The organism is Ideonella sp. (assembly GCF_044358605.1).
GTDB lineage: Bacteria > Pseudomonadota > Gammaproteobacteria > Burkholderiales > Burkholderiaceae_C > Ideonella.
Genome location: NZ_JBIKNQ010000060.1, coordinates 1 through 16,261, shown reverse-complemented (window position 1 = coordinate 16,261; position 16,261 = coordinate 1). Strand labels below are relative to the sequence as shown.

The window sequence follows — 16,261 nt, the reverse complement described above, 5'->3', positions numbered from 1 at the left end:
ACGATGTTCAATTGGATCGTTCGCAGCAGCCTGCACAACCGGCTGTTTGTGCTGGCCTTCGCAGCCATTGTCATGGCCTATGGGGCGGTGACAGCTTGGCACACCCCCGTCGATGTGTTCCCCGACCTCAACAAGCCCTTGGTCACCGTGCTCACAGAAGCCGGGGGAATGGCCCCCGAAGAGGTGGAGCAATTGGTGACCTTTCCGCTGGAGACGGCGCTCAACGGCATGCCCGGCGTGACACGGGTGCGCTCCATGTCTGGGGTGGGTCTGTCCATTGTTTATGCCGAGTTTGATTGGGGCACAGACATCTTCCGGAACCGCCAGCTTGTGTCTGAGCGATTAGCCCTGGCCCGCGAGCAATTGCCGGGTGGGCTGAACCCGGTGATGGGGCCGGTGTCCTCCATCATGGGTGAGGTGATGCTGTTGGCTTTGCCGCTGCAGGCCCCTCAACAAGGGGTCGGCGTGACCCCCATGCAAGCGCGCGAGTACGCCGACTTCGTGTTGCGGCCCAGACTGCTGTCTATCCCTGGCGTTTCGCAAGTGATCCCCATTGGTGGCGAAGTGCGGCAGCTGCGCGTAGAGCCCGACACGGCTCGCATGGCGCAGCATGGCGTCTCGCTGAGCCAGATCGAGTTCGCACTGCGAGGCTATGCGACGAACGCGGGCGGCGGCTTCATTGATCGCAACAGCCGAGAGTTCCTGATCCGTCACATCGCACGCACCAACCGCATCGAAGACCTTCAAGGCCTGGCGGTGGCTTGGAAGGATGGGCAGGCCCTGCTGTTGGAGCAGGTGGCCACCGTGCGCTTCGCGCCCGCATTCAAGCGCGGCGATGCGGGCTATAACGGTGCGCCGGCCGTCGTGCTCAGCGTGCAGAAGCAACCGGCTGCCGACACGGTGCGCTTGACCCGCGACATCGAGACGGCATTGGCCGAGCTCAAAGCAGGCCGCCCCGCAGGCCTGGCAGAGCCCCGTGTGCTGTTCCGTCAGGCTGACTTCATTCAAGCCTCGGTGGGCAATGTGACAGAGGCCTTGCGCGATGGGGCGATCATGGTCGCCATCGTGCTGTTCGCCTTCTTGTTGTCGGCGCGCACGACATTGATCTCTCTGGTGGCCATTCCGCTGTCGCTGGCTGTCACGGCGCTGGTCTTCAAGCTGATGGACCAGTCCATCAATGTGATGACTTTGGGCGGCTTGGCCATTGCCATCGGCGAGCTGGTGGATGACGCCGTGGTAGACGTGGAAAACATTCTGCGCAGGCTCAAGCAGAACCGCGCGTTGCCCCAGCCTTTACCGGTTCTGGCGGTGGTGCGACAGGCCAGCCTGGAGGTTCGCTCCGGCATTGTGGTTGCCACGGCCATCGTGGTCTTGGTCTTCGTGCCCTTGTTTGCACTGGCGGGCATTGAGGGTCGTCTGTTTGCACCGCTGGGCATGGCTTACATCGTGTCCATCCTGGCCTCCATGCTGGTGTCGATGACGGTGACACCGGTGCTGTGTGCTTGGTTGCTGCCGCGCATGAAGCAGATGGACCATGTGGACAGCCCGGTGGTGGCCGCCCTCAAGCGTTGGGATGTCCGCTTGCTGGCGTGGTCCTTCCCAAGGGCCCGCCGGCTCATGGCTTTGGCGGTGCTCGCTGTCGTCGTCGCAGCGGCCAGCGTGCCGTTCTTTCCGCGGGCCTTTCTGCCGGCGTTCAATGAAGGCTCGCTGGTGCTGGGCATGATCTTCAATCCCGGCACGTCCTTGGCCGAGGCCAATCGCATGGGCAGCTTGGCCGAGACGCTGATCGGTGAAGTCCCGGAAGTGACGCAGGTCGGCCGTCGCACGGGCCGCGCCGAGTTGGACGAGCATGCCGAAGGCGTGCACGCGGCAGAGATTGATGTCGACTTGAAGCGCAGTGGCCGTGACCGCGAGCAGATCATGGCCGACATCCGCGCGCGCTTGGCCGTGCTGCCGGCGCAAGTCGCGGTGGGCCAGCCCATCTCGCACCGCTTGGATCACCTGCTCTCAGGCGTGCGAGCCCAGATCGCCGTGAAGATCTTCGGCGATGACACCGACACCCTTCGAGGCCTGGCCGAGCAAATGCGCCAGGGCATGTCCACCATTCCGGGCTTGGTGGACTTGACGGTGGAAAAGCAGGTGCTGATTCCGCAGATCACGGTTCGACTCGATCCCCGCAAAGTGGCGCAGGTGGGGCTGTCTCCGGGTGAGGCGGTGCGCGTGCTTCAAGCCCTGACCGATGGCGCCCACCCCAACCAGGGGGCACAAATCGTGGACGGGCCTCGTCGCTATGAGTTGGTGCTGCGTCTGCCTGACGAGGCACGCGGCCCGCTCGACCTGGAGCGAACGCTCATCGACACCCCTGCCGGGCGAGTGCCTGTCTCCGCCATTGCCACCGTGGAAGAAACCGACGGCCCGAATCAAATTGGCCGAGAGAATGGGCGCCGCCGCATCGTCGTTTATGCCAACACCGACGGCTCCGACATGGGCCGCATCGTTGCTGACATTCGCAGCGTGATCGCCAAGACGCCACTGCCACCTGGCGCATTTGTCAGCCTTGAAGGTCAGTTCCAAGCGCAGGAGCAGGCCACGCTGTTGATCGCCATCTTGTCTCTGTTGTCCCTGGTGCTGGTGTTCATGGTGCTCTACTCGCGCTATCGGTCGTTCACGCTGGCCGCCATCATCATGGCCAATATCCCGCTGGCACTGATCGGCAGCGTGGTGGCGATGTGGCTGGCCGGGCTGACCCTGTCGGTCGCGTCCATGGTGGGCTTCATCACCTTGGCCGGCATTGCCTCGCGCAACGGCATCCTCAAGGTCAGTCACTACATCAATCTGTGCAAGTTCGAGGGCGAGCGTTTCGGCGAGGCCATGATCGTGCGGGGTTCGCTGGAACGTCTGACCCCGGTCCTCATGACGGCGCTGGTCGCAGCGTTTGCGCTCACGCCACTGCTGCTGGCCGCCGATGCGCCGGGCAAGGAGATCCTGCACCCGGTCGCGGTGGTGATCTTTGGCGGCTTGATCAGCTCGACATTGCTCGATACCCTGCTGACGCCCGTGTTGGTCTTGCGGCTGGGGCGGCGCGCCATCGAGAACTTGATGGCGGATGAAGCCTGTGATGAGTCCGTTGTACAGGAGGCGTTTTGACCGCCAACGCTCTGTCAGTCGGCCCTGACCGTGGCCTAGTTTCGGTCACCCCTTAATCTAGTTCGAAGAGGAATGTTATGACCCCATTGATCCGCCCCACCGCCGCTCTTGCTGTGTGCCTTGCCCTGGCCTTGTCGAGCTTGAGCCCTACTGTGTCGGCGCACGGCAGTGCCAAGCCGCAGCACGGCGGCATTGTCCAAACGGCCAGCGACCTCACCTTCGAGCTCGTGGCTCAAGGGGCCGGTGTTGCGCTGTACGTCAGCGACCACGGCAAGCCCGCTGACGCCGCCAAGTTCAGCGGCAAGTTGACGGTGCTGACAGGCAGTGACAAGGCAGATGCAGACCTCAAGCCTGCGGGCGGCAACAAGCTGGAAGCGGCGGTGAAACTGGACAAAGGCGCCAAGGCCGTGGCTACGATCAAGCTGCCTGACGGCTCCGCTACAACGGTACGCTTCTCCATCAAGTGATGGCCTTGACGGCGAGATGGCCTGCCTTGCGCGGTGGGGCCTTGGCCCTGGTGGCTGCTGTCCTCTTTGGCATCAGCACACCGCTGGTGCAAAGGGCCGGCCTTGGACTCGGCGCCTTGACCACCGCGTCATTGCTTTATGCCGGTGCGGCATTCGTGGGTTTGTGGACACGCCGTCCCGCGCAAAAGGAAGCGCGGCTGACCCGCACTGATCTGCCAAGGCTGGCCCTGATGGCGCTGTTCGGTGCGGGCGTCGGCCCGGTGGCGCTGGCTTGGGGGCTGCAGCACACCAGCGGCACCAGCGCGTCGCTGCTGCTGACCTTGGAGGCCTTGTTCACGGCCCTGCTGGCTTGGCTGCTTTATCGAGAAACCATGGATCGCCGCGTTTGGGTCGCCATGGGCCTCTTGATGGCTGGTGGCCTCATGTTGGTCATCGATCAAAGTCAGGCCGGGACTGCGCAGATGGTCGGCCTGTTGGCCGTACTGGCTGCGACGGTCGCTTGGGGCATCGACAACACCTTGTCGCGCGCATTGGCAGACCGAGACCCTGGCCAAGTGGTGTTGGGCAAGGCGGTGCTTGGCGCCACCACCACGGGAGGGCTGGCCTGGTGGCTGGGTGAACCTGCGCCCTCTTGGGGCAGTGCCGCCGCGTTGCTGGCGATTGGGGGCACGGGCTATGGGCTGAGCCTGCGCTTTTACCTCTTGGCACAACGCGCATTTGGTGCTGCCCGTACGGGCTCAGTCTTTGCCTTCGCACCGTTCATTGGCGCGGCCCTGGCTGTGGCGCTGGGCGAGCGCGGGTTTAGCATGTGGATGGTGCTGGGCAGCGTCTTCATGCTGCTTGGTGTGCTGGTACATCTGGCCGAGTCACATGCGCACGAGCACACCCATGAGGCCATGGAACATGACCATGCGCACACGCATGACGACGGTCACCATGACCATGTTCATGAGCCGATGCCGGTTGGCTCACACAGCCATCTTCACGCACATGCTGCGCTCAACCATCACCACCCGCATGTTCCCGACCTCCACCACACCCATCGACACTGAGCGGCCCGGTCTCAGTTCGCGTCCAAGGTCCTGTTGCGGCAGCCCGGCGCTCTCTTGAGCGGGACGAGATGCCACCGGAGCCGATTGGGAACGGCTCCGGTTTACCCTCAGTGACTCAGATTGATCTGATAGATCGCTGTGGTGCCGCTGACCTCATTCGAGAGCACCAGCAAGGCTTGGCCGTTGGGAGACTGCCGCGCCGGAATCAGCGTGAGGCCTTCGGGGCCAGTGTCACCAGCCACCCCATCGCGCGTGTTGATATAGGTTTCGAAGCTAGGTGCTTCCGGCTTGCTGATGTCGTAGACCATCACACCACCGACGCGCTCTAGGCCGATGAAGGCAAAGGTGCGCTTGCCAAACCGACCCACGGCGATGCCTTCGGGTTCTGGTCCTTTGGCGGGGCTGCGAGAGTCGAGGGTGACGTTATCGTGGCCGCTGTTGAACGGTGCATTGGGCAGGTTGGTGGTGCGCTGCTCGAGTTCGTCACCAGAGTCGTAGACCTGCTGGAGGTCGCTTGCGCGCCAGATGCTGAAGGAGCGCGCGCCATAAGACCACAGCTTGGTGCACTGCCCAGCGGCGTTCTTGCCGTTGTCGTTGCCGTTCGGAGTGTTCGTGACGCGCAAGCGGCCGAGGTTGGAGTCCATCAGCAGGCGGTCGGTCGCGTCGCCGGTGGCACCAGGGAAGGCGCTGCGGTCCAGCCCCTTATCGCAATGGGCGCGAATGCGAACCTCTTCGTTAAAGCCGGGCCAGTCGGCGCGCGCGTCGCCTTCGTTGGCGGTGACGAGGTAGGTTTGCCCGCGCGCCTTGTAGGCAGCCAGGCCGTCGGGCAAATACATGCCATGAAGGGGCCAGTTGCCGATCTTGATGGCCGGGCTGCCGCTATTGGTGTCGCTGCCGCCGTCCTCGTCACTTGGGTCCAGGCCTTGGCCTGCAGCACGGTGATCCTTCAAGCCCAACGCGCGGATGGCAGTGACCTTCGCGCGGTCAAGATCGACAGTGGCGATGGCATTGTTCTCTTGCAGCACCACATAAGCGGTGCGCCCATCGGCATCCAGCGCCACATACTCCGGTTCCAGGTCTTGTGCCACGGTGGCGCCTGGGCCGTAAATGCGCACGCCCTGAGCGCGCAGCGCGTCGATCTGGCTATTGAAGGCCGTAAAGTCTGCTGTGCGCACCTTGGTGCGGAGCCGGGCGCCCACTTGGCGCAGCTCGATCACGCTGACCGAGCCCTCAGGATCGACGGAGTCAGGCAGGCCGTAGCTACTGGGCTCACCCTCGTTGGCGACCACCAGCCGGCGGCCATCGCGGCTGAAGGTGAGCATGTCTGGCTGTGCACCCACGGTGACAACAGCCAGGCGCTCCAGCGTACTGGCGCGATAAAAAGCCACTTTGCCTGGCGCTGTCTTGGGTGTCGACTCGACAGCGACGGCCAGCAGGCCGTTGTGAGTGGCAACACTGTTGACGGCGCCACCGATATCGCTGACGTCAAGCGCCCCGATCTTCACCGGCGTGGCGGGATTGGCCAGGTCCAGGATGTCGACCCCCAAAGACGCGCCATTGGCGACGAACAAGCGCCGCGTGGCCTTGTCATAAGCATTGATCTCAGAGGCCGCAGAGCCGCCGCCAGCAAAGCTGCCGATCTTCTGCAGCGTCAGTCCGGTGGGTGAGTGGCCATGGCCAAACTCGTCGTCGGCCAGCGCTGAGGTGGCCGCAGAGGTGGTCTGCGCCAGGGGGGGAGCGGCATGGGTGACGCTGAAGGTGCTGAGCACCAGAGCGGTGCTTGCAAGTGCGAGCCTCAAGGGGCTTTGCTGGGGGGATCGATGGGACATGGCGGACCTCGTTGTGGCAGGGGCCCGGCGGATGAGTGCTACGGGCAAGCGCAGAGTTTTTCTCATGCGCATGACCGCTCTGTGACAAACGACGGGGCGCCCACCACCTCCTGCGGCGCGGCGCGCCGGGACGTGTGTGGGCGGTGTGCTGCCCGAGGGTGGATGATGCTTGCGCCAGATACTGTATAGATGTACAGTATTCGCAAGGAGATCATCATGAAGTCTGAATTCCGCCTCGTCTATCAGCCCAAGCCTTACCGCACGCCGAGTTGGCTGCGCCGCATCTGGCTATGGTTCTGATGGGGCAGAGTCCTCTGCGGCGGCTGCGGCAGGCTCAGCCTGCGGGCATGGCCAGGTTGCGCAGCCTTGTGGGGCCGGCTTGTCGCTCGATATCGGCCTTGAGGCCCTGTAAGCGCCCCAAGGCAAAAAGACCTTCGGCCACCACAAACATGGGCGCTATCAGCAGTGCATGGGCGTCAGTCCGTGCGCTTGGTTTGCGGCCTTCGTAGTAATGACCCGCCCTTTGGCACAGCCAGCCCAGGCAGAGGGCGGCCAAGCCCCACTCCAGGCCGCTGCCGTCAATTTCAGAGAGCACCAGGGTAGCCGCGCACAGCAGCCCACCATTGAAGGCGCTGACCAGCAGGCCCAAGCCTGGCAAGCCCCGGCTCAGATACCACAGCGTTGACAGCAGCCAGCCCAGTGCGGTCAGGGTCAGGTTCACAGGCCCCCAAGCCGTGCTCAGCGTCATCAGGGCAGGGTGCGACAACAACAAGCCTAGCGAGAACACGACCAAGGGAATCCCCACCATGTGCGTGGCGATATTGCGTGGGTCTCGGTGGTCGGTGGCATAGCGCACCAGCAGGTTGGTGGCGTCACTGGGGCGACGGTGCATTCTTGGGCTCTCCGAGCGGGCTGAGGTCGCTATCCTACGGCAAGCTTGGGCAGCCTGCTTGGAGCCGCGCTCACTCTGGGATGGGCCTCAATCAGGGTTAAGCCCCGCTACAGCATAAAGAAGGGGACAAAAGCGGCCCCTTATCAAACGGTTGCAAATCGCGCGGCCGGGCAACATCGATTCCGTCACGACATGAAATGGTTGGCGAATCGTGTTTGGCTTATCAACATCACAAAAGCGAGTGGGCTGGGTCAGTGTCACGCTGCAAGGCGATACGGCAAGGCTGGTTCATATCGTCCGCCCGACGGGCGGCAAGCCCCGGGTGGAGTGGGTGGCCAGCCAGCCCATGACGCAGGCTGCCACGCTGTGGCCCAGTCTGCGCAAGCAATGGCAGCTCGACAAGCACCATGTCGTGGCCGTACTGCCGCGTGGGCACTATCAAATGGTATCGATGGAGGCCCCCGAGGTTCCGCGCGAGGAGTGGATTTCCGCCCTGCGTTGGAAGCTCAAAGATGTGGTGGACTTTCCGGTCGAGCAGGCCGCCATTGATGTTCTGGCCGTTCCGGGCGCGACCCCCGAAAGCCCGGCGCGCTCGGTCTTGGCCGTGACGGCTCCAGAGGAGCGTGTCCGCCCCTTGGTAGACCATTGCAGTGACGCGGGCGTGGGCCTAGAAGCGATCGACATTGTGGAATGTGGCCTGCGCAACCTTTGCGCACTGACGGACGACACCGAACGCGCCCAAGCCTTGATCCGCGTCGGTCCCATGGACACACAACTGGTGATCACCTATCGCAGCGAGCTGTTGATGGTGCGTCACATTGAAGCCACCTCAGCACAGATCACCGACCCTGAAGATGATGTGCGGCAAACCGTGTTTGACCGCATCGCCTTGGAGGCGCAACGCACCCTGGACATGTGCGAACGCCTGTTCAGCTATGCCAACCTAGGCACGCTGTGGGTGGCCCCCGGTTTAGGGGCACCGGGCTTGGTGGAGTACCTGCGTGACGTGGTCTATGTCCCTGTCACCGAGATGAAGTTCAGCGATGTGTTGGACATCAGCGCCGCCGCCGAGCTGAGTTCTCCCGAAGCGCAAAGCGCCTTTGCCGCCGCACTCGGTGTGGCCTTGCGCGCTGAGCCAGGAGCCCATTGATGGCACAGCAACTCAACCTCTATGGCGCAAGCTTCAGGCGTCCACAAAACGTCCTGAGTGCCAGCAACGGCTTGCGCGGGCTGGCGGTCTTCATCGCGCTGGGCCTGCTGGTGGGCGGGTTTCTGACTTGGCGCACCAGCGTGGGTGGCGTAGACAACAAAGAGCAACAGGTCTTCGCCCAACACAGGGCCAAAGTCATGGCGCTCAAGGAGCAAGTGGCCGCTCAGCGCCAGGAGGTCGACGTCGAGGCCGCCAAGCTGCGTGAAGTGGAACAGGCCCTGGCCCGTGTTAAAGCCACGCTGCAGGGCGGCGCTGCCGGCGCGCAGAGCGTGTCCTATGCGGCCTACTTTGAGGCCTTGGCCAAGCAGTCGCATGGCGCGCTGTGGCTGACAGGCTTTGTCGTCTCGCCCGATGGCCAGTCCATTGAGCTGAAGGGCCGCATGCTGGACGCATCAGCCTTGCCCGACTACCTCAGCCGACTCAATGCCGAGCCCGTCTTCAAAGGCCGTCAGTTTGCGCAACTGCAACTGACCTCGCTGGCGGCGGAGGGGGGCGAGTCGACCGGCCCCAAGGTCACGGAGTTTGTCCTGCGCACGGCCTCTGCGCAAGACAACAAGGAGCCCGCACGATGAACACCGCATCGCTGCGTCAAAAGCTCGACACCCTGTGGGCCACGCTGCCCACATTGGGGCGTCGCTTTGATGCTCGCCCTTTTCGCGAACGCCTGATGATTACCTTGGCCATGGTGGCGGCGAGCGTGATGTTGCTCGACCGCCTCTGGCTCGACGGCGCCTTCAAGCGCTTCCGTGCGCACCAGACGGAGGTCAGCACCTGGAAGGATCAACGCCGCACCATCGACACCGAAATCTCCGACCTGGCGCAAGAGTTGCGCACGCTGGAGCAATCCAAAGCCCTGCAGGTCGAAGAGGTGCGCAAACGCTTGGCCGATGCGCAGGCTGCGTTGCATGACAACCAGCAAGGTGTGGTCAGCGCCCAGCAAATGCTGCCGCTGTTGCAACAGCTGCTGCAACGCAGCCCTTGTGCGAATGGCCAGGCTGGATGCAGCCGTCTGCGCGTGCGCAGCGTTAAGTCTCTGGGCCGTAGCGAGGTGACCTTGCGTGCTGTGCAGCAAGCCAGCGTGGCCGCCCCCCCCGGTGTGGCCTCGGCGGCCAGTGCTCCCCAAGCAGCCCAGGCCAGCACATTGCCCGCTGTGCCTGGCCCCGGCCTGTGGCGGCACGGCATTGAAATCACGCTCGAAGGCAGCTATGCCGACTTGAGCGCCTATGTGCAAAACCTGGAAGCCCTGCCTCAACGCGTGTTGCGTGGCGGCATGAGCTTTCAAGTCGAAGCCCATCCCAAAGCCACCCTGACCCTGACGCTCTACACCTTGAGCCTGGATCACAGTTGGTTGGAGATCTAAGCATGCGACAGCCCTCATCCCCAGCCGTACTCGCCTTGGCCCTGCTGTTTCTGGCCGATCCGCGCACTGCTGGTGCGGCTCTGTTGGACCCTACTCGCCCTTTGGTGGGCGCAGGCCGCGAAGAGACGGCCTTGCCCAAGCCTGCTGAGGCCTTGGCTGCTGCAGCAGCGCCACTGGATGCCGCCTCGGCCCCCGCAGCTCCGCCGGCCTTGCAGTCCTTACAAGTGCCGCGGCAGGGCGAGGCCACGGCCATTGTCGACGGCCAGTTGCTCAAAGTGGGCGGCAAGCTGGGCAGCTATGAAGTGACTCACATTGACGCGCATGGCTTGATGGTGCGTGGGCCATCAGGCCGTGAGCGCTGGACGCTGGCTGGCGTGGAGGTGCTGGACAGCCGCCAGTCACCCGGGAGCCTGAAGATGGGGCCGCTGGGCGACGTGCGCAAACCTGCCCGTCGGCCCGCTGGCGTTGAGGCCGTGCCAGTCTTCTCCGACATGCCAACGCGCGCCCCCGGTGCGGCGGCGCCCAGCCCCTTGGTCTTTCCCTTGCCTGCTCCGCAGGGCCAGCCTGTGCCGGTGCCGCGTCCTGCGCAGCCTCCGGAACAAGCGCCGCAGACGGCGCCCGTGCCCATCGGCCCAGCACGACCTGCCCTCAAGCAAGCGTTGACCGAAGCCACCCCGTGGGCCCATGCTGCGGTGCCGCTGCCCGCCGCCGCTCCCATGACGGTGGCCTTCCAGCCGGCTGTGCGCGCCATGCCGCGTGCCCCTGTGCCCCCCAAGCGCGGGACGAACAGCCAGAAGACCTGGACGGCCGCAGCGCCCCAGCAGGCCTTGCGCATGGACCTGGACGACATGCGGCGCATCGTGCAATTGCTGCCCACGTCAACCAAGCCCTCCGCCAGCATCGCCGCCTCCACCCGTTGGCAGCGTCCAGTTGGCCCCAACCCTTATGGTGCTTGGCTGGCGGCATGGGCGACCGGCCCAGCCCTCACACAACGCCCGTCCATGGCCTTTGCCGAATCCGGCTTGGTCTTGGCGCGCTGGCAGCCGCCCAAGGCCTCGCCTGCTCGCCTGAGCACCGCGCGCTACAGCCCTGTGCAAGGTCCCCGGCCCATGCCTGCCAGCGTGGTGTGGCGTCAAGCCACCGCCGCCAAGGCCTGGCAGCCGCAGGGCGGGAATGAGCTGCCCGGTGCCCACACCAGCCAGTGGGCCAGTGCCGCCACACCGCCGCTACGGATTGCGGCCCTGGAAGCCAAGCCCAGCGCCCCGCGCCACTTTGCCCCAGCCGTCGCCAAGCCTTTGCCCCGCACCTGGGCCCCCACGCGTTGGGCGCAAGGGCGCACCGGGCCGACTGCGGTGGCCGCAGCGCCGGTGAGCCATTCCTACCCCATGGCCATGCCGAACTGGCGCAGCTCGCCCCCGGTTGCCGCTGACAACTCTTCTTTGACGCAGGTCGCGTACGCCCTGGAGACACCATGAACACCAAGACTTTCTGCCCGTTCGTGCTGGCCGCCTCGATGGCTGCTTCGGTGGCCTTTGCGGCCCAGCCGGCCAACACCGGCCTGCCCGCACCGCTGCAATTGGCAGCCGCACCCGTCGCCTCAGACCCTGCACTGGAGGCCGCACCGCGCTTTGACATCACCATGAACAACGCCCCGGCGGCTGCGGTGTTTGCGCAGCTGGTGTCCAACACCCGCTACAACATGCTGGTGTCGCCGGAAGTCACGGGCACGGTGTCTCTCTCCTTGCGCGACACCACCGTGATGGAGGCGTTGATGTCGCTGCGTGACCTTTACGGCTACGACTACAAAGTGCAGGGTAATCGCATCACCGTGTTCTCCAATGCGGTCCAGACGCGGCTCTTCCGCATCAACTATCTGCCGGGTCGCCGCCAAGGTGCATCGGACATTCGAGTCTCGTCCAGTTCCATCACCCAGGCCGGTGGCGGCTCGGGGGGCCAGGCGCAAGGCGGCAACAGTGCGGCCGGTGGCGGCAACAGTGGCGGCGGCGTCGGCTCCCGGGCTGAAGACTCCGCCCATGTGCGCACCACCTCGGACGCCGACTTCTGGCGCGAGGTGCAAGCGTCACTGACAGCACTGGTAGGCAGCGCCAATGGCCGCCAAGTCGTGCTCAACCCAGCGGCCGGTGTGGTGGTGGTCAAGGCCACGCCGAGCGAGCTGCGCCAGGTGGAGTCTTACCTCAACGCGGTACAGGTCAACATCGAACGTCAGGTGATGATCGAGGCCAAGATCGTGGATGTGGCGCTCTCCAACGACTCACAGCAAGGGGTCAACTGGGCAGCGTTTGGTTCGCTGGGCAGCGGCAAGATCAGCTTTGGCACAGCCGCGCCCGGCGCCGTGCTGGGCGGTACCGGCGACCTGAGTGATGGCAGCAACACGGCCTCACCCGGCAACACGTTCAAGCCCAGCACTGCGGGCGGTGGCATCTATGGCTTGGCTTTCCAGGCCACCAACTTTGCCGCCATGCTCAACTTCCTGGAAACCCAGGGCGATGTGCAAGTGCTCTCCAGCCCGCGCATTGCCACGCTGAACAACCAGAAGGCCGTGCTCAAGGTAGGCACCGATGAGCTCTACATCACGGGCGTGTCCAGCAACACCTCGTCCACCGCGACCAGCTCCACCAGCTCGCCCACCGTCACGCTGCAGCCCTTCTTCTCGGGCATTGCGCTGGACGTGACGCCGCAGATCGACGACCAAGGCAATGTCATCCTGCACGTGCACCCCAGCATCAGCGTGGTCAGTGAGCGCCAAAAGAATGTGGACCTGGGCTCGCTGGGTCAATACAAATTGCCCCTGGCCACCAGTGCGGTGAACGAAACCGACAGCATCGTGCGGGTGCGCGACGGCCAAATTGTCGCCATTGGCGGCCTGATGACCCACAACCAAAAGTTCGACAAGTCGGCCTTGCCGGTCTTGGGCAATGTGCCGCTGCTGGGCAATCTGTTTGGCCAAAAGGCCAAGGTGGATCGCAAGCGCGAGCTGGTCATCTTGATGAAGCCCACGGTGATCCGCAACGAGCAATGGCCAGAGTCTGAGGCCGACAGCCGCGCTCGCTCGGTGGGTATGCCGATCGTGCCGCTGAAGACAGAACAACTGGGCTCAGCGATACGCCCCTGAGGCTTCTGCGCTGAGACGATCAACCATCATAAAAAAACTGCAGGAACCCACTCATGGCTCGCCCGGAACGTGTCCGCCTTGGTGACTTGCTGATCCAAGAAGGGCTGCTGACGCCCGAACAGCTCACCCAAGCCCTGGAAGAGCAGCGCCGCACTGGCCGCAAGCTTGGCCGCATGATTGTGGACAACGGCCTGGTCACCGAAGAGCAGGTGTCGCAGGCGCTGGCCAAGCAGTTGCGCATGCCCTTCATGGACGTGGGCGGCCGCACCTTGAGACCCGAGTTGGTCAAGCTGCTGCCCGAGGTGCAGGCTCGCCGTTTGCGCTCGGCCGTGTTGGAAGACACCGGCGTCAGCTACAAGGTCATGATGGCGGACCCGACCGACATCAACGCCTATGACGAGCTGGGCCGCCTGCTCAAGCGCGAAGTCGAGGTGGTGGTGGTCACCGAGACCAAGCTGCTGGCCGCCATCGACCGCAGCTATCAGCGCACCGACCAAATCGCCGGTCTGGCCAAAGAGCTGACCAGCGAACTGAGCGTTACCGAGGGTCGCTTGGGCGACATGCTGGGCCTGGGCAATGTCTCTACCGAAGACGCGCCGGTGGTCAAGCTGCTCTCGTCGGTGTTTGAAGAGGCCTTGCGCGTGCGCGCCTCGGACATCCACATCGAGCCCCAAGAGCGCAGCCTGCGCATTCGCTTCCGCATTGACGGCGTGCTGCATGTGCAGACAGAAGCCGACCCCAAGATTGCCAATGCTGTGGCGCTGCGCCTCAAACTGATGTCGGGCTTGGACATCTCTGAAAAACGCCTGCCCCAAGACGGCCGCTTCCACGTCAAGCTCAGCCACGGTGCGGTGGACGTGCGTATCTCCACCTTGCCTGCCCAGTATGGTGAATCGGTGGTGATGCGGCTGTTGAGCCAAAACGCGGGTCTGCTGGATCTGCAAAGACTCCATCTGCCACCCCGCATGCTGGAAGCCTTGGAGCGTGCCATCGCCAAGCCCAGCGGCATGGTCTTGGTGACGGGGCCGACAGGCTCCGGCAAGACCACCACGCTGTACGCGGCGCTGAACCAACTCAACACCACGGACCGCAAGATTCTGACGGCCGAAGACCCCGTCGAGTACCGTCTGCCCGGCCTCAACCAAGTGCAGGTGCAAGAGAAGATCGACCTCAGCTTTGACCGTGTGCTGCGGGCCGCCTTGCGGCAAGACCCAGACATCGTGCTGATTGGTGAGATGCGCGATCAGAAAACGGCTGAGATCGGCATGCGTGCCGCCATGACCGGCCACTTGGTGCTCTCCACCCTGCACACCAACGACGCACTCTCCACCCCGATCCGCTTGCTGGACATGGGCGTGCCCGCCTACATGGTGGCCTTGTCGCTGCAACTGGTGCTGGCTCAGCGCCTGGTGCGGGTCATCTGCCCCAGTTGCCGTGCTGAGCATGCCCTCTCGGGCGCAGAGAAAGCCTGGCTTCGTCAGGAGCTGGGCGATGCCACAGAGAGCACCGTCTTCTTCAAGGGGACGGGCTGCGGCTCTTGCAACCATACCGGCTACAGCGGGCGCACGGGTGTGTACGAATTCATTGAAATGACGCAGGAGCTGGTGGAAGCCATTAACCATGGCGAACCCAGCGCCTTCAACAAAGCTGCGCGCCGACAGATGGCCGGAAACACCTTGCGTCGCGACGCGGTTCGTTTGGCGGTGTCTGGCCGCACCACCATCGAAGAAGCCATGCGCATCTCCAACCAGTTGGATGAATCCTGATGGCTGAATTCGTCTACAGCGGCCGCACGGCCGACGGCATCGTCAACGGCACCTTGGATGCGCCCAATGCGTCGGCAGTGGCCGACTTGCTGGCCGCGCGCGGCGTGACACCGCTGGACATCCGCGAAAGCGACTCCCCCAGCAATGCCGAAGGGCTCTCGCGCGACATTGACCTCTCGCGCTTCTTTCCGCCCAAGGTGGAGACGGTCGACTTGCTGCTGTTCTCTCGGCAGCTCAACATCCTGATGCGCTCGGGCGTGCCCATTTTGCGGGCGCTGGCGGGCTTGACCGAATCGGCCACCAATGTGGCGATGAAGAACACGCTGACGGAAGTGCGCCGCAGCTTGGAGTCAGGCTTGGATCTGTCGACCTCGCTGATGTCCCACCCCAAAGTGTTCGATACCTTCTATGTGTCCATGGTGCGCGTGGGGGAGATGACGGGCCGCTTGGACGATATCTTCATCCGCCTGTTCAAACACATTGAGTTTGAGCAGTTCATGCGCCAGCAGGTCAAGGCCGCGCTGCGCTACCCCAGCTTTGTGATGATCGCCATGTTTGTGGCGGTCGGCGTGATCAACGCCTTTGTGATCCCGGCCTTTGCCACGGTGTTCAAAGGCTTCAATGCCGAGCTGCCCTGGATGACCAAGCTCTTGCTGGCCACCTCTGAGTTCACCGTCAACTACTGGTGGATCATCTTGGGCGCCATCGCGGCCATGGTGTTCATGTTCAATCGCTGGGTGGCCACCAAAGCCGGCAAGTTCATCTGGGATCGCACCAAGTTGCGCATTCCAGTGGCCGGCAGAATTGTGCGAAAAGCCATGCTTTCGCGCTTTGCGCGCAGCTTTGCGCTGGCCCTCAAAAGCGGTGTGCCGGTGGCGCAAGCGCTGGGCGTGGTGGCCGCCACGGTGGAGAACAGCTACATCTCCCACAAGGTCGAAGGCATTCGAGAAAGCGTGGAGCGTGGCGAAACCATTCTGCGCTCAGCCGCCTTATCCGGCATTTTCACGCCCGTGGTGTTGCAAATGATCGCCGTGGGCGAAGAAACCGGCGCCATAGACGAATTGATGGAAGAGGTCGCCGACCTCTACACCAATGAAGTCGAGTACGAGCTCAAGACCCTGGGCGCGCAGATCGAACCCATCATGATCGTCTTCATGGGCATCTTGGTGCTCATCCTGGCCATGGGTGTGTTCCTGCCCGTGTGGGATTTGGGTCGTACGGCATTCAAGAAGTGAGTGCTTTGTGCCGAAAAGCATGGGGAAGGCCTCGAACAAGCCGCTAAGTGTCACGTCTCATGTGATCATTGGCCGATTCGAAGCTGGCCGCTACTTCAGGCCAGAGCTGTCCTGAGCGAGTTGCTGGCTTCGATCCCAGAGAGTTCATCATAGCCAGATCGCATGAGCCA

General features: G+C 63.7%; 12 protein-coding genes. 10 read left to right on the top strand and 2 right to left on the bottom strand.

Features of this window, described 5'->3' with window-relative positions; all coding sequences use genetic code 11:
- The first annotated feature begins 3 nt into the window (after positions 1–3).
- The 3 genes from ACIQ3Q_RS18415 (at position 4) to ACIQ3Q_RS18405 (ending at position 4,666) form a co-directional block, all read left to right on the top strand.
- A complete protein-coding gene (locus ACIQ3Q_RS18415) occupies positions 4–3,147 on the top strand; it encodes an efflux RND transporter permease subunit (protein ID WP_396270646.1) in 3,144 nt (1,047 codons plus the stop codon).
- A gap of 77 nt (positions 3,148–3,224) precedes the next feature.
- Positions 3,225–3,614, top strand: a complete 390-nt coding sequence (locus tag ACIQ3Q_RS18410; RefSeq protein ID WP_396270645.1) for a hypothetical protein — start codon at positions 3,225–3,227, stop codon at positions 3,612–3,614.
- A complete protein-coding gene (locus tag ACIQ3Q_RS18405; protein WP_396270644.1) occupies positions 3,614–4,666 on the top strand; it encodes a DMT family transporter in 1,053 nt (350 codons plus the stop codon). Before ACIQ3Q_RS18410 ends, ACIQ3Q_RS18405 begins: the two co-directional genes overlap by 1 nt.
- Positions 4,667–4,773: 107 nt before the next feature.
- Here the strand turns inward: ACIQ3Q_RS18405 and ACIQ3Q_RS18400 are convergent, their stop codons facing one another.
- Together ACIQ3Q_RS18400 and ACIQ3Q_RS18395 are read right to left on the bottom strand one after the other, a co-directional pair.
- The gene (locus ACIQ3Q_RS18400; RefSeq protein ID WP_396270643.1) at positions 4,774–6,495 is read right to left on the bottom strand and encodes a choice-of-anchor I family protein; all 1,722 of its coding nucleotides are present in this window, start codon (positions 6,493–6,495) and stop codon (positions 4,774–4,776) included.
- 334 nt (positions 6,496–6,829) lie between these two features.
- Complete coding sequence (locus ACIQ3Q_RS18395) at positions 6,830–7,387, bottom strand: DUF962 domain-containing protein (protein ID WP_396270642.1); 558 nt, start codon at positions 7,385–7,387, stop codon at positions 6,830–6,832.
- Positions 7,388–7,628: 241 nt separating this feature from the next.
- Here ACIQ3Q_RS18395 and ACIQ3Q_RS18390 point away from each other — a divergent pair, with 241 nt between their 5' ends.
- The 7 genes from ACIQ3Q_RS18390 to ACIQ3Q_RS18360 are packed head-to-tail and all read left to right on the top strand — an operon-like array spanning position 7,629 to position 16,091.
- The gene (locus ACIQ3Q_RS18390; protein ID WP_396270641.1) at positions 7,629–8,537 is read left to right on the top strand and encodes a hypothetical protein; all 909 of its coding nucleotides are present in this window, start codon (positions 7,629–7,631) and stop codon (positions 8,535–8,537) included.
- On the top strand, positions 8,537–9,169 hold the full coding sequence (locus ACIQ3Q_RS18385; protein WP_396270640.1) for a PilN domain-containing protein: 633 nt from the start codon (positions 8,537–8,539) through the stop codon (positions 9,167–9,169). The genes ACIQ3Q_RS18390 and ACIQ3Q_RS18385 overlap by 1 nt, the downstream gene beginning before the upstream one ends.
- Complete coding sequence (locus ACIQ3Q_RS18380; protein WP_396270639.1) at positions 9,166–9,957, top strand: hypothetical protein; 792 nt, start codon at positions 9,166–9,168, stop codon at positions 9,955–9,957. The genes ACIQ3Q_RS18385 and ACIQ3Q_RS18380 overlap by 4 nt, the downstream gene beginning before the upstream one ends.
- 2 nt (positions 9,958–9,959) lie before the next feature.
- Positions 9,960–11,432: a hypothetical protein gene (locus tag ACIQ3Q_RS18375; protein WP_396270638.1), complete on the top strand. Its 1,473-nt coding sequence runs from the start codon at positions 9,960–9,962 to the stop codon at positions 11,430–11,432.
- Positions 11,429–13,090: a pilus (MSHA type) biogenesis protein MshL gene (gene mshL / locus ACIQ3Q_RS18370; RefSeq protein ID WP_396270637.1), complete on the top strand. Its 1,662-nt coding sequence runs from the start codon at positions 11,429–11,431 to the stop codon at positions 13,088–13,090. The genes ACIQ3Q_RS18375 and mshL overlap by 4 nt, the downstream gene beginning before the upstream one ends.
- 53 nt (positions 13,091–13,143) lie before the next feature.
- Positions 13,144–14,856 (top strand): GspE/PulE family protein, encoded by a 1,713-nt coding sequence (locus tag ACIQ3Q_RS18365; protein WP_396270636.1) that lies wholly within the window; start codon positions 13,144–13,146, stop codon positions 14,854–14,856.
- Positions 14,856–16,091, top strand: coding sequence for a type II secretion system F family protein (locus ACIQ3Q_RS18360; RefSeq protein ID WP_396270635.1), 1,236 nt, complete (start codon positions 14,856–14,858; stop codon positions 16,089–16,091). The genes ACIQ3Q_RS18365 and ACIQ3Q_RS18360 overlap by 1 nt, the downstream gene beginning before the upstream one ends.
- Positions 16,092–16,261 lie beyond the last annotated feature (170 nt).

Coding starts and splice junctions, on each gene's coding strand:
- ACIQ3Q_RS18415 (WP_396270646.1), top strand. CDS start 4: ATGTTCAATTGGATCGTTCGCAGCAGCCTGCACAACCGGCTGTTTGTG.
- ACIQ3Q_RS18410 (WP_396270645.1), top strand. CDS start 3,225: ATGACCCCATTGATCCGCCCCACCGCCGCTCTTGCTGTGTGCCTTGCC.
- ACIQ3Q_RS18405 (WP_396270644.1), top strand. CDS start 3,614: ATGGCCTTGACGGCGAGATGGCCTGCCTTGCGCGGTGGGGCCTTGGCC.
- ACIQ3Q_RS18400 (WP_396270643.1), bottom strand. CDS start 6,495: ATGTCCCATCGATCCCCCCAGCAAAGCCCCTTGAGGCTCGCACTTGCA.
- ACIQ3Q_RS18395 (WP_396270642.1), bottom strand. CDS start 7,387: ATGCACCGTCGCCCCAGTGACGCCACCAACCTGCTGGTGCGCTATGCC.
- ACIQ3Q_RS18385 (WP_396270640.1), top strand. CDS start 8,537: ATGGCACAGCAACTCAACCTCTATGGCGCAAGCTTCAGGCGTCCACAA.
- ACIQ3Q_RS18380 (WP_396270639.1), top strand. CDS start 9,166: ATGAACACCGCATCGCTGCGTCAAAAGCTCGACACCCTGTGGGCCACG.
- ACIQ3Q_RS18375 (WP_396270638.1), top strand. CDS start 9,960: ATGCGACAGCCCTCATCCCCAGCCGTACTCGCCTTGGCCCTGCTGTTT.
- mshL (WP_396270637.1), top strand. CDS start 11,429: ATGAACACCAAGACTTTCTGCCCGTTCGTGCTGGCCGCCTCGATGGCT.
- ACIQ3Q_RS18365 (WP_396270636.1), top strand. CDS start 13,144: ATGGCTCGCCCGGAACGTGTCCGCCTTGGTGACTTGCTGATCCAAGAA.
- ACIQ3Q_RS18360 (WP_396270635.1), top strand. CDS start 14,856: ATGGCTGAATTCGTCTACAGCGGCCGCACGGCCGACGGCATCGTCAAC.